The sequence below is a fragment of the Anabaena sp. CCY 9613 genome (assembly GCF_963920895.1).
Lineage (GTDB): Bacteria > Cyanobacteriota > Cyanobacteriia > Cyanobacteriales > Nostocaceae > Cyanocohniella.
In genome coordinates, this window is sequence record NZ_CAWUDE010000013.1 from 65,000 (window position 1) to 90,574 (window position 25,575).

The 25,575-nt window shown below is 41.8% G+C and carries 23 protein-coding genes; 6 read left to right on the top strand and 17 right to left on the bottom strand.

Annotation, left to right across the window (positions count from 1 at the left end; all coding sequences use genetic code 11):
• Window positions 1-209: 209 nt before the first annotated feature.
• From ACM0OT_RS16170 to ACM0OT_RS16190, 5 genes are all read right to left on the bottom strand, one after another.
• Window positions 210-743, bottom strand: a complete 534-nt coding sequence (locus ACM0OT_RS16170; protein WP_414565390.1) for a helix-hairpin-helix domain-containing protein — start codon at window positions 741-743, stop codon at window positions 210-212.
• An 11-nt stretch (window positions 744-754) separates the two neighbouring features.
• Window positions 755-1,129 carry an NINE protein gene (locus ACM0OT_RS16175; protein WP_414565392.1) on the bottom strand — a complete coding sequence of 125 codons (375 nt, stop codon included), beginning with the start codon at window positions 1,127-1,129 and terminating at the stop codon, window positions 755-757.
• 30 nt (window positions 1,130-1,159) lie between these two features.
• The gene (locus ACM0OT_RS16180; RefSeq protein WP_414565393.1) at window positions 1,160-1,285 is read right to left on the bottom strand and encodes a DUF6887 family protein; all 126 of its coding nucleotides are present in this window, start codon (window positions 1,283-1,285) and stop codon (window positions 1,160-1,162) included.
• A gap of 481 nt (window positions 1,286-1,766) precedes the next feature.
• Window positions 1,767-2,249 carry a hydrogenase maturation protease gene (locus ACM0OT_RS16185; RefSeq protein WP_414565394.1) on the bottom strand — a complete coding sequence of 161 codons (483 nt, stop codon included), beginning with the start codon at window positions 2,247-2,249 and terminating at the stop codon, window positions 1,767-1,769.
• A gap of 41 nt (window positions 2,250-2,290) precedes the next feature.
• Window positions 2,291-3,538, bottom strand: coding sequence for a hypothetical protein (locus tag ACM0OT_RS16190; protein WP_414565395.1), 1,248 nt, complete (start codon window positions 3,536-3,538; stop codon window positions 2,291-2,293).
• Window positions 3,539-3,810: 272 nt separating this feature from the next.
• On the opposite strand from ACM0OT_RS16190, the gene ACM0OT_RS16195 reads away from it, so the two are divergent.
• A complete protein-coding gene (locus ACM0OT_RS16195) occupies window positions 3,811-4,200 on the top strand; it encodes a pentapeptide repeat-containing protein (RefSeq protein WP_414565396.1) in 390 nt (129 codons plus the stop codon).
• 506 nt (window positions 4,201-4,706) lie between these two features.
• Window positions 4,707-5,930, top strand: coding sequence for an RNA-guided endonuclease InsQ/TnpB family protein (locus ACM0OT_RS16200; RefSeq protein WP_414565398.1), 1,224 nt, complete (start codon window positions 4,707-4,709; stop codon window positions 5,928-5,930).
• A gap of 46 nt (window positions 5,931-5,976) precedes the next feature.
• On the opposite strand, the gene ACM0OT_RS16205 is transcribed toward ACM0OT_RS16200, so the two are convergent.
• The 9 genes from ACM0OT_RS16205 to ACM0OT_RS16245 all read right to left on the bottom strand — a co-directional run bounded on the left by ACM0OT_RS16205 (window position 5,977) and on the right by ACM0OT_RS16245 (window position 13,422).
• Window positions 5,977-7,443: a Ni/Fe hydrogenase subunit alpha gene (locus tag ACM0OT_RS16205; protein WP_414565399.1), complete on the bottom strand. Its 1,467-nt coding sequence runs from the start codon at window positions 7,441-7,443 to the stop codon at window positions 5,977-5,979.
• A gap of 11 nt (window positions 7,444-7,454) precedes the next feature.
• Complete coding sequence (locus ACM0OT_RS16210) at window positions 7,455-8,069, bottom strand: CP12 domain-containing protein (protein WP_414565400.1); 615 nt, start codon at window positions 8,067-8,069, stop codon at window positions 7,455-7,457.
• 77 nt (window positions 8,070-8,146) lie between these two features.
• Entirely contained in the window at window positions 8,147-8,599 is a 453-nt protein-coding gene (locus ACM0OT_RS16215) for a hypothetical protein (protein ID WP_414565401.1), read from the bottom strand.
• A 71-nt stretch (window positions 8,600-8,670) separates the two neighbouring features.
• Window positions 8,671-9,216 (bottom strand): oxidoreductase, encoded by a 546-nt coding sequence (locus ACM0OT_RS16220; protein ID WP_414565402.1) that lies wholly within the window; start codon window positions 9,214-9,216, stop codon window positions 8,671-8,673.
• A gap of 92 nt (window positions 9,217-9,308) precedes the next feature.
• The gene (locus ACM0OT_RS16225; RefSeq protein ID WP_414565403.1) at window positions 9,309-9,842 is read right to left on the bottom strand and encodes a DUF3122 domain-containing protein; all 534 of its coding nucleotides are present in this window, start codon (window positions 9,840-9,842) and stop codon (window positions 9,309-9,311) included.
• A gap of 15 nt (window positions 9,843-9,857) precedes the next feature.
• Window positions 9,858-10,574: a bidirectional hydrogenase complex protein HoxU gene (gene hoxU / locus ACM0OT_RS16230; protein WP_414565404.1), complete on the bottom strand. Its 717-nt coding sequence runs from the start codon at window positions 10,572-10,574 to the stop codon at window positions 9,858-9,860.
• 154 nt (window positions 10,575-10,728) lie between these two features.
• Window positions 10,729-12,357 carry an NADH-ubiquinone oxidoreductase-F iron-sulfur binding region domain-containing protein gene (locus ACM0OT_RS16235; RefSeq protein WP_414565405.1) on the bottom strand — a complete coding sequence of 543 codons (1,629 nt, stop codon included), beginning with the start codon at window positions 12,355-12,357 and terminating at the stop codon, window positions 10,729-10,731.
• Window positions 12,344-12,856: a bidirectional hydrogenase complex protein HoxE gene (gene hoxE, locus ACM0OT_RS16240; RefSeq protein ID WP_414565406.1), complete on the bottom strand. Its 513-nt coding sequence runs from the start codon at window positions 12,854-12,856 to the stop codon at window positions 12,344-12,346. Before hoxE ends, ACM0OT_RS16235 begins: the two co-directional genes overlap by 14 nt.
• 23 nt (window positions 12,857-12,879) lie before the next feature.
• Window positions 12,880-13,422, bottom strand: a complete 543-nt coding sequence (locus ACM0OT_RS16245) for a universal stress protein (protein WP_414565407.1) — start codon at window positions 13,420-13,422, stop codon at window positions 12,880-12,882.
• A 448-nt stretch (window positions 13,423-13,870) separates the two neighbouring features.
• On the opposite strand from ACM0OT_RS16245, the gene ACM0OT_RS16250 reads away from it, so the two are divergent.
• From ACM0OT_RS16250 to pruA, 4 genes are all read left to right on the top strand, one after another.
• Entirely contained in the window at window positions 13,871-17,287 is a 3,417-nt protein-coding gene (locus tag ACM0OT_RS16250; RefSeq protein WP_414565408.1) for a response regulator, read from the top strand.
• Window positions 17,288-17,298: 11 nt separating this feature from the next.
• Window positions 17,299-17,676, top strand: coding sequence for a response regulator (locus ACM0OT_RS16255; protein WP_414565409.1), 378 nt, complete (start codon window positions 17,299-17,301; stop codon window positions 17,674-17,676).
• A gap of 197 nt (window positions 17,677-17,873) precedes the next feature.
• Window positions 17,874-20,504 carry a DNA polymerase III subunit alpha gene (locus ACM0OT_RS16260; RefSeq protein WP_414565410.1) on the top strand — a complete coding sequence of 877 codons (2,631 nt, stop codon included), beginning with the start codon at window positions 17,874-17,876 and terminating at the stop codon, window positions 20,502-20,504.
• Between the two features lie 146 nt (window positions 20,505-20,650).
• On the top strand, window positions 20,651-23,671 hold the full coding sequence (gene pruA / locus ACM0OT_RS16265; protein ID WP_414565411.1) for an L-glutamate gamma-semialdehyde dehydrogenase: 3,021 nt from the start codon (window positions 20,651-20,653) through the stop codon (window positions 23,669-23,671).
• A gap of 94 nt (window positions 23,672-23,765) precedes the next feature.
• Here pruA and ACM0OT_RS16270 read toward each other — a convergent pair whose 3' ends face one another.
• The 3 genes from ACM0OT_RS16270 to ACM0OT_RS16280 all read right to left on the bottom strand — a co-directional run bounded on the left by ACM0OT_RS16270 (window position 23,766) and on the right by ACM0OT_RS16280 (window position 25,326).
• Window positions 23,766-24,269, bottom strand: coding sequence for a hypothetical protein (locus ACM0OT_RS16270; protein WP_414565412.1), 504 nt, complete (start codon window positions 24,267-24,269; stop codon window positions 23,766-23,768).
• A gap of 63 nt (window positions 24,270-24,332) precedes the next feature.
• A complete protein-coding gene (locus ACM0OT_RS16275) occupies window positions 24,333-24,770 on the bottom strand; it encodes a hypothetical protein (protein ID WP_414565413.1) in 438 nt (145 codons plus the stop codon).
• Window positions 24,771-25,143: 373 nt separating this feature from the next.
• A complete protein-coding gene (locus ACM0OT_RS16280; protein WP_414565414.1) occupies window positions 25,144-25,326 on the bottom strand; it encodes a CsbD family protein in 183 nt (60 codons plus the stop codon).
• Between the last annotated feature and the right edge of the window lie 249 nt (window positions 25,327-25,575).

Below are 25,575 nucleotides of genomic sequence, written 5' to 3' on the forward strand. Positions count from 1 at the left end.
ATTCCAGCGGTGTTGCAAATTCAGAAATGTGGCATCAGACCAGTGATTTGGTAAAATCCAATACGAAAGGGCGCTTAATATGGAACTATATTAAGTGCTTTTTTGTGTATAAAAATAAATAAAGGTTTCTTATTGGGAAGTCCCGTAATTCCCCAGCAATCGAAATAAAAAAAAGCCAGAGAGAATCCGGCTTTTCCAGATGAAGGTGATTAAAATCTCAGAAAATACATAAGTTGAGCGATGGCCTCACCAGGTAATTCCAATCTTTTTTGAAAATCCACTAAATTACGATAAGGCCCGGCTGATAACCGATTTTCCACTACTGCTTGAACAATGGAAATATCCATAAAGGGAATTGTAGCTAACTGTTCTGGTGTGGCTGTGTTGGGGTTAATTAACTGGGTAGGACGCTCTAGAGATTCGTGGTCATAATAAATAAAATTGAGTAGTGGCTTTAATGGTTCTAGTCGCTGGGGTGGTATGGCTAAAGCCGCAGCCACATCTTCAATACAGTAATATTTAACGCCTGAATGGGAAAGTTCCACAAGCGATCGCGCTTGATGAATGGATAACCCCGGTAATCGTAACCAATCATCCACAGTTGCTTGATTTGCATCAATGCGGATACCCAGTTGTGCAGCTAGCTGAATTTCGTCCCCAGATTGTAGTCTATAGTAGGGGTCGTTGAGGAGTTTGGCGCGGAGTTTTTGCAACTTGGAATTTAAAGGTAGCCAGTTCATCATTTTTGCTTGCATCAAGAAATTTGGTCTAGCAGCTGGCGGCGCTTTTGTTCAAATTCATATTCCGAAATTAGTCCATCTTGGCGGAGTGCATCTAATTCCCGCAAAGCCTCAGCAATTCCACTTACTTGATTACCCACAGGCTGGATATTTTTGACTGCTGACTTACCCATATTGAAGTGACGATCAAAAACTTCTTCATCTTGGGCTAAATACCAAACTCCTTCAATGGCACTAGCCACCTTGGGGATAGGTGTCCAGGAAAGCAAGACATATAATATACCCCACAACGGCTGTCCTAAATAAAACTTATGTAACCCGGAAATTGTCAGCGTCCCGGATAAAGCTAAAATTGCAGCCACACTTCGACTTTTGCGTTTAGTCAACATATTCCCAATTAAAATACCACTATCTCATTTCTACGATAAGACAGCGATCGCCGCAAAACATCTACAATGCTGAAAAGTTGCTTCATCTTGAGGGTGAAGCTTGACATATTCCCGTAATTCTGATTCGGTTAATTCTCGATAATTTGAATTACTCATTGTATAATTTCTTCACCGGTTTAAAATACAGTTAGCAAAGATGGGGTTTAGCTTCGAGGAGCTTAATTGATGAATTTATAAGAAATTATTAATTCTATTAACAGTTTACCCACAGAGGACCGGGACTATTTATTTGAGTTTCTGCGTCAAAAAAAGGAGGAATCTAGAGGGGAGAATTTTTGGCAAGGATTACAAAAATTTAGACAGGGAATCCAAAGTGAAGGGATTATTTTTACTAATAAGGATTTTGCTGATTTACGATATCCGAGTTGAAAATTGGTTTGTTAATAGTGGCGAAGGCTGAATTATGGGTGTGTAATGCCCCTTGGTACGAAAAATGAAGATGGACAAGGCAAAATATTAAGTTATTTGTCTCCCATAACAGCGATTTCCGCTTTAACATCCAGCGGATTAACTTTCTCAGCCTTTAAGATATCATAAGCGCGATGGCTGATGAATTTAAGGGGTTTTTGTATCAACTTTACTTGTATTTATTGGGTGGAACTTCTATCCAGAGGTTTCTTGCCTGATCGAGAATTTGGATAATTTTTATTAAGGCGATCGCCTTACCTGTTTCGGCAATTGGGGAGATGCGATCGCCTATCTCAAGGTTAATTCCGGGTACTGTCACCCACCAAGCACAAGGACAATGACCATAAAGTGCTAGAGTTAGGGCTAAAAGTGATTGGGGATCGCTTGTATGTCCATTCATGGCATCATCAGCAGCAGGTAAAAGCGACTGTATTCGCACATCAAATTTGTCTACTGGTAAATAAGCATCAACAAAAATTACTAATTCAGCATTGGCTAAATTTGTCGCCAAATCAGGGGTAAGTTGATGAACTGCTAAGGATTTCACTGTTGATAAACCCCAACCAGCTATTTCATTAGCTATTTTTTGTCCAATGCTGTCATCACTAAGTAAGTCATTGCCATAACCAATTACTAAAACAGTCTGATCCATTTTCCTCGTAGCTTTAGAACCAATAACAATTCGCAAAAAAACTAGTCTCTAGCCCCTATTTCTAATAATCCCTGCTTCCTCACTGGACTTTTCACCGCAGCATCTTGATAAATTTCGGCTTTCAAGGGGTCATAAATTAACTCGTACCAAGCATGTCCGACTTTGGCGTCAAAGCCTTCTGGATGACCGCGCATGAACATATGCAGACATTTAGCAGACTGTCCCGGTAATAATTGCCAGGAGAAACAACTGGGATTACCTTCATAGGGGTGGGCGATCGCTTCGATATGCAAATTCGTCGCCAAACCGTACGCTGCATGAGGAGGGGCTGTGGAACCAACAGCAAACCAATCGGGTACAGGAAATACTTGTTCAATATCCTGGGTTTGTCCCATGTTCATGTGAGCAAAGTAATGTAGTCCAAAGGGTAGATTAACTATTTCTGGAGTATTACCTATCCTGTCTTCTTCAGCTTTGGGTTTACCTTTAACAAATAGTTCTTCAATTAAATAGTCTGCACCAGCGTACAAACTAATTACTCGGTAAAGTTCGCATACCAAATGACGATTTTTACCTGTAACTGGGTCTGCACCCATATAATCAAAGGGTTCTGAAGCAATGGTAATACTCGCTCTCACTGGCCCTTGAGATTGAGAAACTAGCCGATAAGCATGATTGAACAAAGAAACTTGATAATAAGGTAATTTGGGATGAGAAGACCCTGGTAATTGCAGTTCACTTACCTGCATACAACGTTTTTCGGGGTCTTGACCTAACCATTCCCCTTTCGCCGCCAAAAACGGATCGAGTATTTCTTGGTGATCAAGCTGGACACTGGTGGCTGAACCAGAAAACCAGTTGCGACCATTGTCTTCGGGTGCAGGTATTAAATTAAACCAAACAATTAAACGGTTATTAACTAGTCTTACTCCTCGTTCTCGCCCATCTGAACCATAGACTACTTCTACATTCGGCTCACCCACGCTCATGTGCTGGGGCTTTCTCCGGTCTACTCGTAAAAAAGTTGAAACCAAAATATCATCTTCTGAACCTGGAGGTATAGGATTTGACAACTCTAAGACCAAAGTATCACGGGTAGGATCTTCTGGATCAATGCGGTCGATTTGTTGATTTATGGGCGTATGTGCAAGGTCACGCAAATCACTAATTACTAGTTCTTCAGGTGGAATTTGCCACTGTTGAGCAACGGCTTGCCAGGGTATATTAATACAACCAGTTCGCCAATAATTGGCAGAATTAAAAACAGCTAATAAATTAAGGGATGACATAGGTCTACCCTCCTTGGTATTTGTTATGGGACTGAAAATTTTATGATTGTGATTGGCTGAGATGGCTTTGTATTTGAAACTACGAAAAAAATTTGAGGAACTTGTGAGGAAAACGCAAAACGAGAAAAATAAATTTATATTAGTTATGTTTGTGTTGGAGACATTACCAGTTTTATGATGAATTTGTTTGCTGGTTCACTAGAGAATGCTTCTATTCATATGTTGGCGGATAGAAACCTTCTCTACAAACATCAAAAGGTATGGATTGATATATGTCTGAAGTAAATCCACAAAATATTATTAATACAGTAGCTACTCTTGTAGAGAGATACGCTGCGGGTCAACGTGATTTTAGTCGGGTGGAACTAGGTAAAGCAGATTTGTCAGGTGTCAATTTAAAAGGGTGTGATTTAAGCTACGCAGACTTAAGTGAAGCTAATCTTCAGGGTACTAATCTGCGGGGAACTGACTTGAGTTTTGCCGATTTGAGTCAAGCTAATCTCCAAGATGCTGATTTACGGGGAGCATTATTAATGTCGGCTAACCTGAGAAATGCCCATCTGCAAGGAACAAAGCTAGAAAAAGCCGACTGCGATCGCAATACCCATTTTCCCCCAGATTTTGACTTGGCTCAAGCTGGTGTACAGATACAAGAAGGGTAGGGAAGATGAGTCAGACAGATTTTGGGATGAGCCACAAATGTTAATTTTGCTATAGCTTGCTTTTGTCAGGGTTATGATGATGGCGTTAAAAATATACAGCGCGCACCCTGAGTAATTTATGACCGCAGAACATAACAATACTCCGCAGTTTTTGCGCGATTTGCCACCACAGTTTGAGCCACTGCGATCTTTGCAGAGAGGACTAAAGTCCTCACTACAAACTTAAAATAATATGCCAGTTGCGTAAGTCCTACTTTTTTTATTGCGAATTGCGAATTGTTTTTATCTGAATTAAGCTAGAAGACTCCCGTTACAATGCGCCAGCATTTAACGGGAGACGGCAGTTGCTCATGGGGGAAACCCCCAAGACCGCACTGCCTCATGAATAGCGGTTAAAAACGAAACACCCTGTTAGAAGATATTTTGTGACACGAAATGATTCTAGCAGGGTAGTTGAGTTTTTGACAAAACAATGATACTCTAATTAACAGTAACCAGACAAAAGAATGATAGTTTACGAAGCAAAAGCAGAAACAACAAAAGAGCAGTCACTTAAGGTAAATGAAGCCTTAAGGACTGCTCTTTTTGTTAGAAATTCTTCCTTGCGCTACTGGATAAATGGTCATGCAAAAACTGGTTACGACTTGAATAAATACACCAAAGTTCTAGCCGACAACCCTGACTTTCCGTGGGTTAAAAAACTCAACTCAACGGCAAGACAGGCAATGGCAGAAAGAACATGGTCAGCAATATCAAGGTTCTTTGATAATTGTAAAAAGAAGATACCAGGGAAGAAAGGATTCCCCAGGTTTAGACGATTCCAAACTAGGCTATCTGTAGAATATAAGCAAAGTGGTTGGTCACTTTCAGAGTGTCGCCAATACATTACATTCACAGATGGATTTGAAATTGGAAAACTCAAACTCAGGGGAACCCGTGATCTGAGCTACTATCAAATCAAGCAGATAAAAAGAGTAAGAATAGTGCGTCGTGTAGATGGGATATACATCCAATTCTGTATCGACCATGAGCGCAAAGAAGAATTAGTACCAACAGGTAAAACCGTTGGTATTGATTTAGGATTAACCTCTTTCTACACTGATTCTGATGGTAAAAAAATAAATAATCCCAGGTATTTACGCAAATCTGAAAGAGCATTAAAAAAGGCACAACGAAGATTATCTCGTTGTGCCAAGAAATCTAAAAATCGTGCCAAAGCACGAATTAGATTAGGAAGAAAACACCTGAAAGTACAACGTCAGCGTCAAGATTGGTGCGTGAAATTAGCCCAATGCGTAGTGAAGTCGGCAGACATCGTGGCGTATGAGAACTTGCAGGTGAAGAATATGGTGAAAAATCACAAACTAGCGAAATCTATTTCAGATGCGAGTTGGAGTATTTTCACCCAATGGCTAGAATATTTTGGCAAAGTATATGGCAGGAAAATTGTTGCTGTACCTCCACACAATACAACAATTAATTGTTCAAATTGTGGGCATCCAGTACATAAAACATTGAGTACGAGAACTCATATATGTCCTGCTTGTGGATACACGAATTGCCGCGATATTAACGCAGCCATCAACATCCTCAATCGAGGATTAGAATTAGTAAAAAATACCGTTGGGCAGACGGAAATTCCCTACGCCTCTGGAGAGTTTGATCCCTGTTTGGAGAAGGCAACTTCTGCAAATAAATCATCTCGTAGAAAGAGGAAAATCCAGCAGTGATGTTGGAATCTCCCGCTACAATGCTTGCATTTAGCGGGAGAGGATGTCAATGTCTGGTGTTTCCTTCCCGCCATACTTGATTGACAACATGGCCATCAGCGGAAATTAATTGAATATGTAAAGGCATTTGTCCAGCTGCATGAGTCGAACAACTTAAACAGGGATCAAACGCACGTATTCCAGCCTCAACACGATTGAGCATTCCTTCGAGAATTTCTGTACCCTGAATAAAGTGACGGGCAATTTGGGCAACTGTGCGGTTCATGGCCAAATTATTCTGACCTGTGGCAATAATCAAATTCACCTTTTGCATTAAGCCGTTTTCATCAACTTGATAATGATGAAATAATGTACCGCGTGGTGCTTCACTAACACCAACCCCTGCTAATTGATTAACTCCAGCTTCCGCACGCAGTCGTGTTGCAAGTAAATCTGGGTCATCTAATAAAATTTCCACTTGCTCAGTACATGCCAAAATTTCAATCAAGCGGGCGTAATGATAGCAAAATGATGATGTCACTGGATCGTGAAAGCGCTGACGAAATTCTCGTAATTCTTGATCAGCCAACGGTGTACCAATATGACTACAAATATTCAGCCTAGCTAATGGCCCTACCCGATACATTCCACTTTGTAAACGACAATGGTCATTGTGGTCAGGATAACCCAAAGGTCGATAATAGGGAGATTTTAAGTAAGAATCTGATTGTACAGCTTCGCCGATAAATTCTTGATAACGTGTGGGGTCAAGTTGATCGGCAATGATATTACCCGCACTATCAACAAAGCGAATGCGTCCGTCGTAAGTTTCCCACAAACCCTCAGGAGTAACTAACCCCATAAATAAACTAGGAAAGTTACCAAAGGTTTGGGCTTCTTGTTCATAATCTTGGAGTAAGGTTTTAAATTTAGCCAATGCATTCAACACCGTGGTGCGTGCTTCGGGAATGCGGTTGCAAATATGCGTACGATTTTCTCTTGATAAAGCTTCTCGCACTCCCCCAGGAACGGCCCAAGATGGGTGTATTTTCTGTCCTCCCAATAACTCAATAATTTCTTGACCAAACTGACGCAAGCGAATACCACCACGAGCAAATTCTGGATCGGCTGCAATTAACCCAAAGACATTACGCTTTTGGGGGTCACTGTCCATACCCAACAATAAATCTGGGGCGCTGAGGTGAAAGAAACTTAAAGCATGAGACTGGATAATTTGCCCCAAATTCATTAATCGGCGGAGTTTAGCAGCAGCCTGGGGTATAGTTACAGCCAAAATGCGATCGCCTGCTTTCGCCGAAGCCAACAAATGACTCACCGGACAAATACCACAAACCCGCGCCGTAATACCTGGCATTTCCCACAGTGGACGACCCTCACAAAACTTTTCAAATCCGCGAAATTCGGTAACATGAAACCGCGCATCACTTACTTGTCCAGCATCATCGAGGTAAATACTAATTTTGGCGTGACCTTCAATGCGGGTCACAGGGTCGATGATAATTCGTTTAGACATATTTCCCTTATTTACATGTCATAAATTCTGGCTTCTAATGCTTCTGGATACTCGTCGCAGTAATCTTCAAAGGCGGTTATATGAATTTTTTCAGATCGTTGGTGTGCCATTTCTGATTGCAGTTCTTCGATGACATCCCAGGCGGCGGCGCATTCTTCAGAATGAATCCCTTTTTGAGCGCAAACAGCACGGGCTTTTTTGATTTCGTCTTGTAGTTGTTGCTCTAATAATATTGAGTGGGGTTGTTCTAAAAAGTCACTCTGCGCCACAATATCTGTGAGTGAAATTATACCTAGTAACTCACCCTGAATCACTGGCGCTCTGTGTAAATGATGATCAGCAAATAATCTAGCTACGTATTCGACACCAAGGTCAGGATTAATGGCAATACAAGGTTTGGTCATGACTTCATATATACGGACTTTACCAGGATCTTTACCGTAGGCAATGACTTTATATACAATATCGCTCTCACTAATAATGCCGTAAGCATCTTGTGCGTGACGACGATCTACAATGAGCGATCGCCAGTCTCTAGCCCGCATTAATTTCACAGCCTCGGCTACTGTCGCTGAACTACGAATCGTGGCCACATCTTTAGTCATAATGTCAGATGCTTTCAACATAATAATCTCCCAATTTCTTATAAAGCGATTACATCCGATAAATTTGTAAAATCAAGATTGATGACTTTAATTAGTAACTAAAAATGTGAAATTTCTAGATTTTTAGGTGGTTGATTATCCCTAGTTGGCAAGCGCATCCATTGAAAAGCAGCAAGATTTAACAATAGCCCAACCAAGAATAAAACCACCATCAAGGTTATCTGATACCAGAGAAGTGGCTGGACAAATAAGTCTAAAATCACATGTAGTAAGTTCATGATGCTGTAAAACACAGTTAAACCAAAATGAATGATGCGATAACGCTTTGAATCTGTAAAAGCTGTGGCAATAATTGCTAGCATTGGTAACACAAAAAAGCCCAACATCAACCACATAATCCCAGAAATATCATTAATATTTGTAGCTGGTTGAGATTCAATTACAGGTAAACCGTGAAAAAGTGGTATGAGATTTAGTTGTGTATGAAACAGTGTTCCTAGTAGAAATACTGTCCAAAGAGCAATAATTTTTTCCCGATAATTAACTGCCATAATTGCTTCTACAATTATTTTGTGATTGCCACACCTTCAACTTAGATCAAAAATTTGAGTAACTTGTGAAGTTAACCAAACTTGATAAATTCACGTCCTTCGAGCCGTGGTATTTCGCCCTTTAACAGTGGTTCCAATGTAGCTTTAATGCGAGTGGCTGAGGGTGGACAACCGGGTAAATAAATATCAACTGGGACTACGCTATGTACGGGTGTCACGCGGTCTAGTAAGGTGGGCACAATACCTGGTTCTTGGGGAACTTGAGGATGAACATCAACTGCTTCTATGTAACAACGCTGAAGCACAGGTTCGGCACTACCTAAAGGATTACGTAAAGCGGTGACATTACCAGTTACAGCACAATCACCAAAGGAAACCAATATTTGGGAGCGTTCCCGCACAATCTGAATCATATGCAGGTGTTCTTCATTGGCGATCGCACCTTCTACTAAAACCACATCTACACCTTGGGGATATTCTTTAATATCAGCGAAGGGACTATAAACCAAATCCACCTGTGCAGCTAAATCAATTAGCCATTCGTCCAAGTCGAGAAAGGACATATGACAGCCAGAACAGCCACCTAACCATACTGTTGCTAATTTCAAACGAGCCATAATAAGCTAATGAGCATTGAAGTTGCATAAAACCAGGGCTGAAGCCCTTAATACAAGCGAATCAGTCTGGAAATCAGATTCCCCTCATCTCCCTACTCCCCATTCCCCATTACCAATTGCCATTCCTGAACTACAGATTGAGGAACTGAGATGTTGATCAAGTTTTTACCAGGTAAAGGTATACTCAGCAGTAGCGGCTCAGTTGGTAGTTGGGGTAAGATGTCTTTGACGTCATATTGACCAATGGTGGGTGCTGGTGCTTCGTCTAAGAAAACATCGTTAGCAGTTAAGACTTTACCTGTGGAAGTAGTAATTTTTAAGGGTTGGGGATGAATCAGTTCTGCATAACCGGGAAACCCCACTAGTCGCAGATTTACAGTTGTTGCTTGACCTGGGTAAACTTGCTTAAATAAAATAACCTGCCAAACATTACCTGATTGATCGTCTAATTTTGTCTGTGCGCGATAAACTAGTTCTCCGGGTGCTGGTTCTAACTTGTTGACAGCAGCAATAACTGTTTCAGATGTGAGGCTTCCTAAACCGAAGAATATATATGTAGTCAATATTGCCAGCAGTAGTAACCACCAAACTATTTTTTGGATAAATCGAATACGTCGGCGAAACATGGGGTTTATCTCCTGTTAAAAATTCCATTGTTGTTTTTCCCTGGCGGTAACTAGAAAATCGAGTGTGGCGCGATCGCGTTTCATTTCGCCGACACTGGAACCTTTGTCAAAAATTGCCCCTGTTGGACAAGCATTAACGCATTTACCGCAGGAAGTACAAGTTGAGGAAGTTCCCCAAGGCTGATTTAAATCGGTAATCACATGAGAGTTTGTCCCCCTACCCGCCATATCCCAAGTATGAGCGCCTTCGATTTCGTCACAAACCCGGACACAACGTGTACAAAGAACACAACGGTTGTGGTCAATACCAAAGCGATCGTGAGAAATATCAACTTGGCGATGGGGGAAATGGTACTCTAAACGTACATGATCCATGCCCATTTCAATAGCTAAGTCTTGCAGTTCACAATTGCCATTAGCCACACACACCGAGCAAATGTGATTACCTTCAGCAAACAGCATTTCTACAATAGTGCGCCGATACCTTTGCAGGCGATCGCTCGTTGTCTTCACTTCCATACCTTCAGTCACTTTAGTCACACAGGCTGGTTGTAGTTTATTACTACCGGCAATTTCCACCAAACACAACCGACAAGCACCCACATCCCCCACACCCTCTAAATGACACAATGTAGGAATATGAATACCAGCATCCTCCGCCGCTTCCAGTAAAGTTTCCTCTTCACGGGCGCTGATTAATTGACCATCTATTGTCAAAGTTTTTACAGTCATAAATATAGTAATTCGTAATTAAAATCATGTGAGTTCGTCAAAAGCCTATTATTTCGTACCATGTGATGAATTTTTTGTCCCTTACCCTTGTAGAGAAGGAGTTGGGGTTAGGTTTCGTCGAACTGACGTTAAAATAATCTCCAATTCCCAGTCCCTAATCCCTAATCAAAGCCAAATACTCATCTCGGAAATAGCGCAAAGTACTAAATACCGGATTGGGTGCAGACTGTCCTAAACCGCATAAACTGGTGTTTTGTACCATGTCACACAGTTCTTCTAGTAGTTCCAAGTCAGCTACTGATGCTTTACCTTCACGAATCTTGGTTAGTAGTCCATGTAACTGCACAGTGCCAACTCGGCAGGGAATACACTTACCACAGGACTCATCCATGCAAAATTCCATGAAGAACCGGGCGACATCCACCATATTGGTACTTTGATCCATAACGATCATGCCACCGGAACCCATGATAGAACCAAGGTTGCTCAAGGATTCATAATCTACAGGTGTCTCAAAAGCTGATGCGGGAATACATCCCCCAGAAGGGCCTCCTGTTTGTACGGCTTTGGTGATCCCGTCATCTGGGACACCGCCGCCCATTTCTTCGACAATCTGCCGTAAAGAAGTACCCATTGGCACTTCAATTAAACCTGTATTACGGACTTTACCAGCTAGGGCAAAAACTTTTGTACCTTTGCTTTTTTCTGTACCGATACTAGCAAACCAGTCAGCGCCTTTGCGAATAATGGGTGCAATATTGGCGAAGGTTTCCACATTGTTAATTAATGTAGGATGACCCCACAAACCAGACTCAGCCGGATAGGGGGGACGGGGATGAGGAGTACCGCGTTTTCCTTCAATAGAAGCCATGAGGGCAGTTTCTTCACCGCACACATAAGCCCCAGCACCGATGCGGATATCAATTTTAAAATCAAAGGGAGACTCAAAGATTTGACTGCCTAACATACCCAGATGTTGAGCTTGGCGAATGGCAGTTTGCAGACGATTGATCGCAATGGGATATTCTGCCCGAATATAAATATAACCTTGACTGGCACCCACAGCGTAGGCGGCGATCGCCATGCCTTCTAAAACGCGATGAGGGTCACTTTCCATGACACTCCGATCCATAAATGCACCAGGATCGCCTTCATCAGCGTTACAGATCACAAATTTACGCTCACCTTTGGCTTTAGCAACAGTCGCCCACTTCAAACCTGTGGGATAACCAGCACCGCCACGTCCTCTTAAACCACTACGGGTAATTGTATCTACCACTTCACTGGGAGTCATCTCCCGCAGCACGTGGTAAAGAGCTTGATAACCCTCAGCCGCAATATAAGCTTGAATGCGTTCTGGATCAATTTTGCCGCTATTTTCTAACACAATGGGCATCTGTCCTGCAAAAAATGGCTGCGTTAGACTTCCCTGTTGTACAGTTGCGGCTTGTCCATGCAGAGTAGCAATAATTGCAGGTGCATCCTCTGGGGTCACCTTTTCGTACAATTGAGAATCTGTAGAGAGGGATGACGAAACATTCTCTATTTTTTCCCCAGTCCCCACTTCCACCAATGGCCCTTGACAACACAAGCGCATACAACCAACACCGGAAACTTGGACTGTTTCCGCCAATTCTGCTGCTTTAACAGCTGCTTCTAGTTGTTGTTTCACTGCTTGGGAGTTAGCAGATAAGCAACCAGCCGCGATGCAGCAACGAATCTGCACAGGTTTTTGCTGGGAACCTTCTTTTTGGGCTATTTCTAGTAATTCAGTCAGTTCCATCTTTGAGCCATCCTTGGATGCGATCGCTAACTGATTCTGGGGTTTGATATCCTAAGACTGCGCCGTCAAATACTACCGCAGGCGCGCTTCCACAAGCCCCTAAGCACCTTGATGTCAGTAGTGAAAGTTGACCATTTTCCGTGGTTTCACCAGCTTTGATGTGAGTCTCTTGTTCTAGCTGGGACAAGATGGCTGTAGCACCTTTGACATAACAAGCTGTACCTGTACACACCACACAAGTATGAACTCCTGGGGGTGCGAGGGAAAATAAGTGATAGAAGGTAGCTACACCATAAACTCGACTGGGTGGTAATTTTAATTTATGGGCAATTTCCAGTAATAAATCGGTTTCTAAGTAGCCAAAGAGTTCTTGGGCTTGATGGAGAATTTCAATTAAGGCATTTTGCTGATACTGATGACGCTTGATGGTAACGTCTAGGATTTTCCAGCGTTTATCGGTTTTGGCTGGAGCATGATTTGGGGGAAGAGCCGTTTTCATCACAATCTCGCATCTCAGTTGTTTTACTCACCTGAACTGGCTAAAGTAGTAGATTTTGTGACAACTTTTTCTAAATCTTGATGCATAATTGGGCGTTGGACAATATGAACCGAACAAGGTGCGTGATGGACGACATAGCTACTCACACTACCCAGCAAAATTTCCGCTAGCCCAGAGCGACCATGACGACCCATCATAATTAAGTCAGCACTCCAATTAATTGCTAACTTACAAATTGTGCGACCAGGATCACCAAGGGGTTGAGCAAATTCTGTGGTAATTCCTACTGTATTGGCTTGGGCGCTGAAAGATTGCAGCATTTGTAAACTTTCTTGTTTCAAGCTATTCCACTGTTTTTGGTATAACTCGAAATTTTGACTGCTCAGTCGGGGATAGTAGTCTATGTTGTATAACATAGGTAAATAGGAACTACCTCCTTCTTCTGGTGCGAGAACATGTAATAGTAATAAGTGGGCTTGTGTTAATTTAGCTAAAGCTAATGCTTCCTCAAAAACTTGTTGACCCATCTGTGAGCGATCCAATGCAACGAGAATTTTTTTTAGCATATAGACCTCTAGTTTTTACTGATAATTGAGTTTTTAATTTTTAGAAATAGAATTGACACAAATTGCCAAATCTACATCTATCTTTTGGTAATTATCCTCAAAAATTTTAGTAGTTAGCTTGTATGATGTATCAAGCCTCCTCTCCCTACACTTAAGTTATAGAACAACAATTTGAGGAACTTGTGAAGACGGTAACCAATCTATAATGAGTTATTTTTTCTTACATCTATGAGTAATCGGCTGGCTATACATTTTTTGAAAATTGATAAATAATCACATTTTGTTAATTATTGTTAAATAAGTAGACACAATTAAATATAAAATAAATTTTTGTTTGTAGTGAGCGATTTATCGCTCTCTTGCCAGATTTTCCAAGGCTAGAGCCGCTGAATATGAACTTTTATTTTATTAAGCTTTTGTACGTAAATAGAGCCTGGAATATATTTATATGAGAATTTTAGTTGTTGAAGATGACGAGTTAAATTCTTATGTCCTTAGTGCCATTTTGAGCAACCAAAACTATGCAGTAGAAGTTGCTCATGATGGTGACATAGCTTGGGATTTAATTGAAACTTACGACTATGATTTAATTCTTTCAGACATAATGCTACCTAAGCTAGATGGCATTAGTCTTTGTCGTAAAATTCGCTCTAGTGGTCGGCAAATGCCTGTCCTGTTATTAACAGGGTGTAATAGTAGTCACGAAAAAGCCATTGGTCTAGATGCAGGTGCAGATGACTATGTAGTCAAACCCTTTGAACAAGAAGAGTTAGTTGCGAGAGTGCGGGCTTTATTGCGTCGCAGCGGGACGACAGTACAACCAATATTAGAGTGGGGAAATTTACAGCTTGATCCTAGTAGTTGTGAAGTCCATTATGCCGACAACTTATTATCACTAACTCCCAAAGAATATGCACTATTAGAACTATTTTTGCGAAATCATCGCCGGGTATTTAGCTGTGGCATGATTTTGGAACATTTATGGTCGTATGAAGACACACCAGGAGAAGAAGCCGTTCGCACGCATATTAAAGGATTACGGCAAAAACTCAAAGCTGTGGGAGCGCCCAGTGATTTAATTGAAACAGTATATGGAATTGGTTATCGACTCAAACAGCAGGAAGATGAAGCCCAGAAAAGCCAAGAAGTAGAACAGCCAAAAACTAAAAAATCTCAACCTCCCCAAGAACTACCGACGCCAGAACAGACATTAACTGCAATAGCCGGAATTTGGCAGAAATTTCAAGGGCGAGTAGATGAACAGGTGAGGATAATAGAGCAGGCGATCGCTTTAATTCAGACGGGTTTAAAATTGTCTGATATGCATGAAAGAGTGTCGCCAGCAATCAAAGAGGCACATACCTTAGCGGGGTCTTTAGGTACTTTTGGTTTACCTGAAGGCTCCAGGTTAGCACGTCAAATTGAGCAGTTATTGAAATCAAATCAACCCTGGCAACCCGATGACATAGCTGACTTACAAAATTGGATAAAGCTACTACGCCAAGAAATCACCGCTAAGGCAGATTCAACAACAAACTTACCAAAAACCCCAGCAGAACTGCCTGGGGATGGCACTTTAAAAAACAACTTAGCCCAAGCAGAAGCCAAAATCTTAGCTGTAGACGATGATCCGCAAATTCTCGCCTTGTTACAAACTTTACTTCCTCCTTGGGGATTGCAAGTAATTACCCTCAATGACCCACGCCAGTTTTGGGAAACCTTAACCACCGTAGCCCCAGACTTATTGATTTTAGATATAGAAATGCCTCATATCGGTGGTCTAGAACTTTGCCAGGAAGTACGTCATGATCCCAGTTGGAGTGAATTACCAATTTTATTTCTCACCGTTCACAGCGATGCCGAAATCCTCAATCAAGTTTTTAGTGTTGGTGCAGATGACTTTGTTAACAAACCCATCATCGGGCCAGAACTAGTAACTCGTATTATCAATCGCTTAGAACGAGTCAAACTGCTGCGTCGCGTCTCCCAAAAAGTGGGGAGTGAGGGACAAGGGGACAAGAACGACGATGCTTCCCCATCTCCCTCATCAGCAATTAGCCGGGAAATTACTCAGTATCAAGAAATAGAGGCAGAAATCCAGCGGGTAAATCGTACACTTCAGACTTTGAGTAGTTGCAATCAAGCAATTATTCGAGCTACCCAAGAAAATGATTTACTAAAAAAAATTTGCCAAGTTCTTGTGGAAATCGGAGGATATCGGCTGGCTTGGGTTGGTTTTGCAGAAAATGATCCTGAAAAAAATATCCTTTCAGTTGCCCAAGCAGGCTATGAAGATGGATACTTGCAATCTCTTAACCTCACTTGGTCGGATACTGTTAATGGACAAGGCCCCACAGGAACAGCTATTCGTACTAGTGAAATTTCCATTATTCAAAACATTTCGCTTCATCCCAAGTATGAGATTTGGCGCTGTCAAGCTAACCAACGAGGCTATGCAGCATCAATCGCTTTACCTCTCAAAGCTGATGGTAAAGCTTTCGGTGCTTTGAGTATTTACGCTGGCGAACCAAACGCTTTTGATGCCGATGAAGTCAAATTGTTAGACGAACTAGGAGAAAATTTATCATCCGGCATTGTCGCCTTGCGTAATCAGCGCGATTGCGAACTACTACAAAAAAATGGCCAATTAGCTGAAGCCGCACTACAGCAAGCTAATAATGAACTGGAATTAAGAGTAGCAGAGCGCACAGCCGAGTTAGTTAATGTCAATCGCCAGTTGCAATCACAGCTGAATGAACGCCAGCGCATCGAAGAAATATTACGCATATCGCAAGTGCGATTGGCACGAATTTTAGATATTGCTGATGATGCCATTATTTCTATTGATAGCAGCCAATGTATTACCTTGTTTAATCAAGGTGCCGAGAAGATTTTTGGCTACGCTGCCCATGAAATAATTGGGCAGAAGCTTGATGTGCTGTTACCTATGCGTTTTGCCGAGGCACACCGCCACCACGTAGTTGACTTTGGGCAATCACCCAGTCTAGCCCGTCGCATGGGAGAACGGCGAGAAATATTTGGTCGTCGTCAAGATGAAACTGAGTTTCCCGCGGAGGCTTCTATTTCTAAATTTCATCTAGGTGATGATTTTTTTTATACTGTGATTTTGCGAGATATCACAGAGCGCAAGCAAATTGATCGCATGAAAGATGAATTTGTCTCTGTCGTCAGTCATGAACTCCGCACACCTTTAACTTCAATTCACGGCTCTTTAGGAATGTTAGCCAGTGGCTTACTCAAGCCAGACTCACCACAGGGGCAACGCCTACTGCAAATTGCTACCGATAGTACTGAGCGTTTAGTACGTTTAATTAATGACATTCTGGATATTGAGCGCATTGAGTCAGGCAAGGTAAAAATGGCACAAACAACCTGCAATCTGGCCGAACTAATTCATTCAGCTGTCAGTCTCATGCAGCCCCTGTCCCATAAAGCACAAGTAACTTTATCTATCTCTAGCTCACCCCTCCAAATATGGGCAGATCCGGATCGCATTGTCCAAACCTTAACTAATCTACTGAGTAATGCCATTAAATTTTCCTCTGCTGGGTCTAAAGTGTCATTGACGACGCAACAGCAAGGGGATGAGATATTAGTAATCATTCAAGACACCGGACGTGGTATACCAACAGATAAACTTGAAAGTATCTTTGAGCGCTTTCAACAAGTTGATTCTTCAGATTCCCGCAACCATGATGGGACAGGTTTAGGCCTGGCAATTTGCCAAAGTATTGTGCAACAACATGGCGGGCGCATTTGGGCAGAGAGTGTGTTGGGTGAAGGTAGTACATTTTACTTGGCTTTACCTATTCTCAGTGCTGAGACTACAGCCAAATTAAAATAGATGAATGACCAATGACAACAAAGCGAATTTTAGTAGTTGATAACGAGCAATATATTCAAGAAGTGGCCAAGATTTGTCTGGAAACCGTTGCCGGCTGGGACGTGGTGACAGCAAGTTCTGGGAAAGAGGGTATAACTCAAGCTGAGACTTGCCAACCAGATGCGATTTTGCTGGATGTAATGATGCCAGATATGGATGGTATTACTACTTTTGAACGACTACAGGCAAATCCAGCTACCAAAAAAATTCCGGTAATTTTGTTAACTGCGAAAATTCAAAGTGTTGATCGTCAAAGATATGCTCAGATGGGAATAATTACAGCGATCGCTAAACCGTTCAATCCTTTAGAATTAGCTGGTGAGGTGGCTACAGCACTGGGTTGGAACTAAAAAAACTAGCGCTTGGCTAAATGCTAGACAATTTAACCCATGTGATTATTAAAACATGCATCGCGGAAGTGAAATTTCCCCAAACAAGTTAATCTAAGATCCCGTTGTGCTAATTCGTAATTCAGCAGGTCAGAGTTATCTGTAACCTGCGGGCTATATATTAGTACAATTGTATTGTCTTGTGCTGGGAGCCGTATATGTCGTTTGTGCCATTACATATTCACAGTGATTACAGCTTGCTGGATGGGGCGAGTCAGTTACCAGAGTTGGTAGATCAAGCGATCGCTCTGGGAATGAAAGCGATCGCCCTCACTGATCATGGTGTCATGTATGGTGCTGTGGAATTAATTAAAATCTGTCGGAGTAAGAATATTAAGCCAATTATTGGCAATGAAATGTATATTATTAACGGCGATATCGAAAAGCAAGAACGCCGTCCTAAATATCATCAAGTTGTTTTAGCAAAAAATACTCAAGGTTATAAACACTTAGTTAAATTAACTACTATTTCCCACCTCCAAGGTGTACAAGGTAAAGGGATTTTTTCTCGTCCTTGTATTAATAAAGATTTACTCAAACAATATCGTGAAGGTTTAATTGTCACCAGTGCTTGTTTAGGTGGAGAAATTCCCCAAGCAATTCTTAGTGGTAGACCAGATGCCGCGCGTAAAGTTGCCAAATGGTATAAAGATGTTTTTGGTGATGATTATTATTTAGAAATTCAAGACCACGGTTCCCAAGAAGACCGCATTGTTAATGTGGAAATCGTTAAAATTGCGCGAGAATTAGATATTAAAATTATTGCTACTAATGATTCTCATTTTATCTCCTGTTTTGATGTTGAAGCTCACGACGCATTATTATGTATTCAAACAGGCAAGCTAATTGTTGAAGATAATCGAATGCGTTATAGCGGCACAGAATATCTCAAATCAGCCGCCGAAATGCATCTACTATTTCGTGACCATTTAGCTGATGATGTGATTGCTGAAGCTGTAGCCACTACTGAAGAAGTAGCTGATAAAGTCGAGCCTTACAACATCATGGGTGAGCCGCAAATCCCCACACCACCCATTCCTTCGGGTCACACACCAGACACATATGCCGAAGAAGTAGCTTGGCAAGGATTATTAGAAAGATTAAATCGCAAATCTCGCAACGAAGTCGATCCAGTCTACAAAGAAAGATTGGAATATGAATTAAAAATGTTGCAAAAAATGGGGTTTTCTACATACTTTTTAGTAGTGTGGGACTACATCAAATTTGCGAGAGATAATAATATTCCCGTGGGGCCTGGTCGTGGTTCGGCTGCTGGTTCTTTAGTTGCCTATGCCATGCGAATCACCAATATTGACCCAGTACATCATGGGTTACTATTTGAGCGATTCTTGAACCCAGAACGTAAATCAATGCCGGATATTGATACAGATTTCTGCATTGAAAAACGAGATAAAGTTATTGAATATGTAACTGAGAAATACGGCAAAGATCGAGTTGCTCAAATCATTACCTTTAACCGTTTAACTTCCAAAGCTGTTTTAAAAGATGTCGCCAGAGTGTTGAATATCCCTTATGGCGAATCCGATAAAATGGCGAAATTAATTCCCGTAGTGCGGGGTAAACCCACCAAACTTAAAGTGATGGTTTCTGATGCCACCCCAGCACCAGAGTTTAAAGCAAAATATGATAATGAACCCCATGTCCGCCATTGGTTAGATATGGCAATGCGAATTGAAGGTACTAATAAAACCTTTGGTGTTCATGCAGCCGGGGTCGTGATTTCTGCTGACCCCCTCGATGAAATTGTCCCACTCCAAAGAAATAATGACGGCTCAGTGATTACCCAGTATTTCATGGAAGACTTGGAATCAATGGGTCTATTAAAAATGGATTTTCTGGGTTTGCGAAACCTGACATTAATTCAAAGAACAATTGACTTAATTGAACAAACCAGTGGCTATCGCATTGACCCAGATGAAATTACAAGTCAAGAAAGAAAATCACAAAAGATACTAGCTAAAGGTGAACATAGCACCCTACCTAAAGATGTCAAAAAATCCTATGAACTTTTAGAAGCCGGCGACTTAGAAGGAATATTTCAATTAGAATCTTCGGGAATGCGGCAAATAGTCCGAGATTTGAAACCTTCTAACATCGAAGATATTTCTTCAATTTTGGCATTGTATCGACCAGGCCCCTTGGATGCCGGACTAATTCCTAAATTTATTAACCGCAAACACGGCAGAGAAACCATAGACTATCAAAGTCCCATTCTCGAACCCGTCTTAAATGAAACCTATGGAATTATGGTTTATCAAGAGCAGATTATGAAAATTGCTCAAGATATGGCTGGATATTCTTTAGGACAAGCCGACTTGTTGCGTCGTGCAATGGGTAAAAAGAAAGTTGCAGAAATGCAAAAACAGCGAGAAAAATTTGTCGATGGTGCGGCAAAAAATGGAGTTAAAAAACAAGTAGCTGATGAATTATTTGAGCAAATGTTGAAGTTTGCCGAATATTGCTTAAGTTATGACACGGAAATATTAACAGTAGAATATGGTTTGATTCCCATTGGGGAGATTGTCGAAAAAAATATTGAATGTAGTGTGTACAGTGTTGATAGTAATGGGAATGTTTACACTCAACCCATTGCCCAATGGCATCATCGCGGACAACAAGAAGTATTTGAGTATGCTTTAGAAGATGGTTCAATAATTCGGGCGACAAAAGACCATAAATTTATGACTACTGACGGACAAATGTTGCCAATTGATGAAATATTTGCCCAAGGTTTAGATTTAATGCAAGTTCATGGCTTACCAGAGTAACCTGGCGTCAGTTCGACGGAACCTAATTATCCTGTGTTTTAAATATGGTGACAGCGAAATGAAAGAGTCACAATAAGGGGGGATGAGGGAGGGAAAAACCAGTCCCTATTCCCCACAGCCTCTAAACCCCAAACAAGGAGTTATCAGTGGTAATACAAGTACAAACCAGCACTTACGAAGCTAAAACTCAAGAAATTGCTAAACAGCTTCTAGCCGCAACTCAGGAAAATCGTTCGTTTTTAGGTTCCCTCCGCGACCAGATGCGCTGGGATGATAAATTACTCGCTTGGGCGATGAGTAATCCTGGATTGCGAGTGCAACTATTTCGCTTTATAGATACACTACCTGCTTTAGGTAGTAAGCCAGAAATTGCGGCGCATTTACAAGAATATTTAGGAGATGAGTCTGTCGAGTTACCCGCAGCCCTCAAGGGAATGCTGAACTTTGCTAACCCTGATTCTATGCCGGGACAAGTTGCGGCGACTACTGTTTCTACAGCTGTGGAAACTTTAGCGCATAAATATATTTCTGGAGAAAATATTAAACAAGTCATCAAGACAGTTGAACGGCTGCGAAAAGAAAAAATGGCGTTCACTATCGATTTGCTGGGTGAGGCGGTAATTACTGAAGCGGAAGCGCAGTCTTATTTAGAACGCTATTTAGAATTAATGCAACAATTGGTGGAAGCGTCGAAAAATTGGTCTAAAATTCCGGCTATTGATGAGGCTGATGGCGAAGCGCTACCAAAGGTTCAGGTTTCGGTGAAGTTAACGGCGTTTTATTCGCAATTTGACCCGTTAGATGCTAAGGGTAGTGAGGAAAAAGTAAGCGATCGCATTCGCATTTTGTTACGTCGTGCGAAAGAGTTAGGCGCATCTGTGCATTTTGATATGGAACAGTATGCCTACAAGGATTTAACTCTGAATATTCTACAAAAGCTGTTGTTGGAAGATGAGTTTAGGCAACGCACAGATATTGGGATGACTATTCAAGCATATCTGCGTGATAGTTATGAGGATGCTGAAAAGTTGATTGCTTGGTTGCAGCAGCGTGGTTATCCCTTGACTATTCGGTTGGTGAAGGGGGCATATTGGGATCAGGAAACTATTAAGGCTGAACAAAAGCATTGGACGCAGCCTGTTTATAACGATAAGGCGGCTACAGATGCCAATTTTGAAGCTATTACTCAGTTATTGCTAGAAAATCATCAATATGTATATGCTGCCATTGGTAGCCATAATGTGCGATCGCAAGCTGTGGCTATTGCTATTGCCCAAAGTTTGAATGTCCCCCGGCGTAATTTTGAAATGCAGGTGTTGTATGGAATGGGGGATAAGTTAGCTAAGGCTTTGGTGGATAAAGGGTATCGGGTGAGGGTTTATTGTCCTTATGGTGAGTTGTTACCGGGGATGGCTTATCTGATTCGGCGGTTGTTGGAAAATACGGCTAATAGTTCGTTTCTACGGCAAAATTTGGAGAATCGTCCGGTTGAGGAGTTGTTGGCGGCTCCGGATTTATCTCACGCAAAGGCAAGCCAGTGCGTTGGGCGGGTTCCCCGACTTGTAGCAACTGGCGCGCAAAGGCGGAAAGATGAGGAGGGGTTTTTTGGTGCGGCGGATACGGATTATGCGGAGGCGGAGGAAAGAAAGATGGCGGATGAGGCTTTTCAGGCTGTGCGTCAACAATTGGGTAAAACTTATCTTCCTTTGATTGATGGGGAGTATGTTGAAACTTCTGAGTCTGTTGATTCGTTGAATCCTTCTCGTTTTAGTGAGGTGGTGGGTAAGGTTGGTTTGATGAGTGTGGAACAGGCGGAAAGGGCGATGCAGGCGGCTAAGGCGGCTTTTCCTGGTTGGCGGAAGACTCCTGTGCCGCAACGGGCTGGGGTTCTGCGTAAGGCGGCTGATTTGATGGAACAGCGTCGGGCGGAATTGTCGGCTTGGATTGTTTTGGAGGTGGGTAAACCTGTTAAGGAGGCTGATGCTGAGGTTTCTGAGGCGATAGATTTTTGTCGCTATTATGCTGAGGAAATGGAACGGTTGGATGCTGGTGTTGTTTATGACGTGGCGGGGGAAACTAATCGTTATATTTACCAGCCGAGGGGCATTGCTGTGGTGATTTCTCCTTGGAATTTTCCGTTGGCGATCGCCTGTGGAATGACTGTTGCTGCTTTGGTTGCGGGTAATTGTACTTTGCTCAAACCTGCGGAAACTTCTTCTGTGATTACTGCTAAGTTGACGGAAATTTTAATTGAGGCTGGTATTCCTAAGGGTGTATTTCAATACGTGCCTGGTAAGGGTTCCCAAGTCGGTGCTTATTTGGTAAATCATCCTGATACTCACATTATTGCTTTTACTGGTTCTCAGGAAGTTGGTTGTCGGATTTATGCCGAAGCCGCTACTCTCAAACCGGGACAAAAGCACATGAAGCGGGTAATTGCCGAAATGGGTGGGAAGAATGCCATTATCGTGGATGAAAGTGCTGATTTAGACCAAGCTGTTGTGGGGGTAGTGCAATCGGCGTTTGGTTACAGTGGGCAAAAATGTTCTGCTTGTTCGCGGGTGATTGTAGTGCAACCAATTTATGAAGCCTTTGTGCGGCGGTTGGTTGAGGCGACAAAATCCTTAAATATTGGTGAGGCGGAGTTACCAAGTACTCAAGTGGGGCCAGTAATTGATGCCAATGCCCGCGATCGCATTCTGGAATATATTGAAAAAGGTAAGGCAGAAGCACAGTTGGCGTTGGCATTACCAGCACCAGAACACGGTTATTTTATCGGCCCAGTCATCTTTAGTGAAGTAGCACCCAATGCGATTATTGCCCAGCAAGAAATTTTTGGCCCAGTCTTAGCTGTTACTAAGGTGAAAGATTTTACCGAAGCTTTAGCTGTCGCCAACGGTACCAACTATGCTTTAACTGGGGGACTTTACTCAAGAACGCCTTCCCACATTCAACAAGCCCAGGAAGATTTTGAAATTGGTAATCTGTATATTAACCGCAATATTACAGGTGCTATAGTGGCCCGCCAACCCTTTGGAGGATTCAAACTTTCTGGTGTGGGTTCTAAAGCTGGAGGCCCTGATTATCTCTTGCAATTCCTAGAACCACGTACGATCACAGAAAATATCCAACGCCAGGGTTTTGCACCCATTGAAGGGGCGGAGTAATTAGGGAGTGGAAGGGGATAAGGGGACAAGGGGACAAGGGGACAAGGAGAAAAATACTTCCTCTTCTCCCCTGCTCCCTGCCCCCCTGCTTCTTTTACTTCCGGCTACCCAACCACTTGGCTGCTGCAATACCAATAATCCCCGCTACAACAGGATTACTGAGGAATTTCATGATTGCTGGTTGTTCTGCCATGACTTCCCGGAAAACGTCGGGATGGTTATGATAGGCGAAACCTGCTAATTTGCTGACATCATCAGCATTCATGCGGCTAGCATGGTGAGTAGAAAGATTTAATTGCTGTTCTAAGCGCTTTTCGTCTAAACCTCTAGATTTAAATTCTTTAAAAAAGGCTCTGGCGACATCATCCCGTTCATTGGGTTTGATTTGAGCGATCGCCTTTTGTAATTCCGGCTCCATTTGGCTGGCGGGAATCGGCGCTGAAGTTACTGACTTACCAAATAAATGGCGTCTTTGATCTGGTGTTGTCCGTTGAGCAAAGTCATCGAAGTTGTCATAGGAGACATCATCGAGAGATTCAGTATTACCCTGTGACAAATCATTCATGATTTGCCTTCTATATTCTTCGCTGCTTGTCACTTTACTTATCTCCTGAAATCAGGTCAAATTTTTTCGTCACTTGAAGGGTTGATTTTCATCAAATTAGCTATATTGAATTTGATTACTTGCCCTGTCATACTCAGTAGTCAAAATTAATTTTTTGTCGGGCCCGTATACCAAGACTGTTAAGTGTTGATCGGGAAAGTTTCTCTGAAAACCTTGGACTAAAGATTTTGCTAAAGTCCGCACTTCATTAGGACGAACTTGAGGAGAAATAACCACACCTAGCTTATTGTTATCGCGCACATACGCGTCTTTAATCAATCCCTTAGATGTTTGCACCACCCAATCGCCGAAACTTTGTCCGGTTGGTGTATTACCTCGCTGTAACTCTGCATAAGCTACATCACTGCCTATTTGTGGGGCAATTGTGCGGTCAGCTTGGGTAACAGTACCACTACCACACGCTGTAGTTATTGTTAGCACCAAAATCAATATTAGAGTCGTGGCAATTTTACGACTCTGCTGAAGCAGATTCATTTTTTCCCTCCCATCAAAGAATTGTTAAAGGTGATACCAATTTGTAATTCATAATTCAGAAAATTTAATTTCTCTGGTTTTTAAATTTTGTATCTGTCAAATTCTTGGTTGCAAATTGGTATAAATTGTTGAACTCATATAAATAAAATGCATCTTAAATCGGTGCTTATTTGTATTTATCTAAGTTCCTGAAGCAATTACCAACGGCTATCAGCATCTTTCGTCTATATACTGTCTTAAGTAACCCCTAAATCCCTGTTTTCATAGGGATCAAGGGGGTTTAGCCGAGTTAATTTGTTGGCTGGTTATCTTGACAAAATTGCCTTGACTATCATCACATCTTTAGCAATTTCGCCAAGTATCTAACATTTACTTAGTCCAGTTTTTTCTTTACAGAATCTTTTACGTCTTCTACACCGTGACGCACTTCGCTTTCGGCTTGTTTTGCTTTACCTTCAGCCTTATCCTCTGGATCTCCAGTAATGTTTCCTAATGCTTCTTGAGCCTTACCTTCAATATTTTTACCAGTGGCTTTGGCGCGATCTTCTATACTCATATTACGCTCCTGATTTGATATAATATTTGCTTCAAAGTTAATTTACAACTTTGAAATCTTTTGTTGTTACTTTTACAAGGTAGCTTAACGTTTGGATTAAAGCCTTCCGCCATAAGACATATTAGTTCTCTATATAAAAAGAGATAAAGCAAAAGCAAGTTAAATATTTCATTTTTTTTATTTTTTATAGTAAGAAAAATAAATAAAGTCAGGTCAAATACCCATCATCCAAAATGAGATCATTTATTT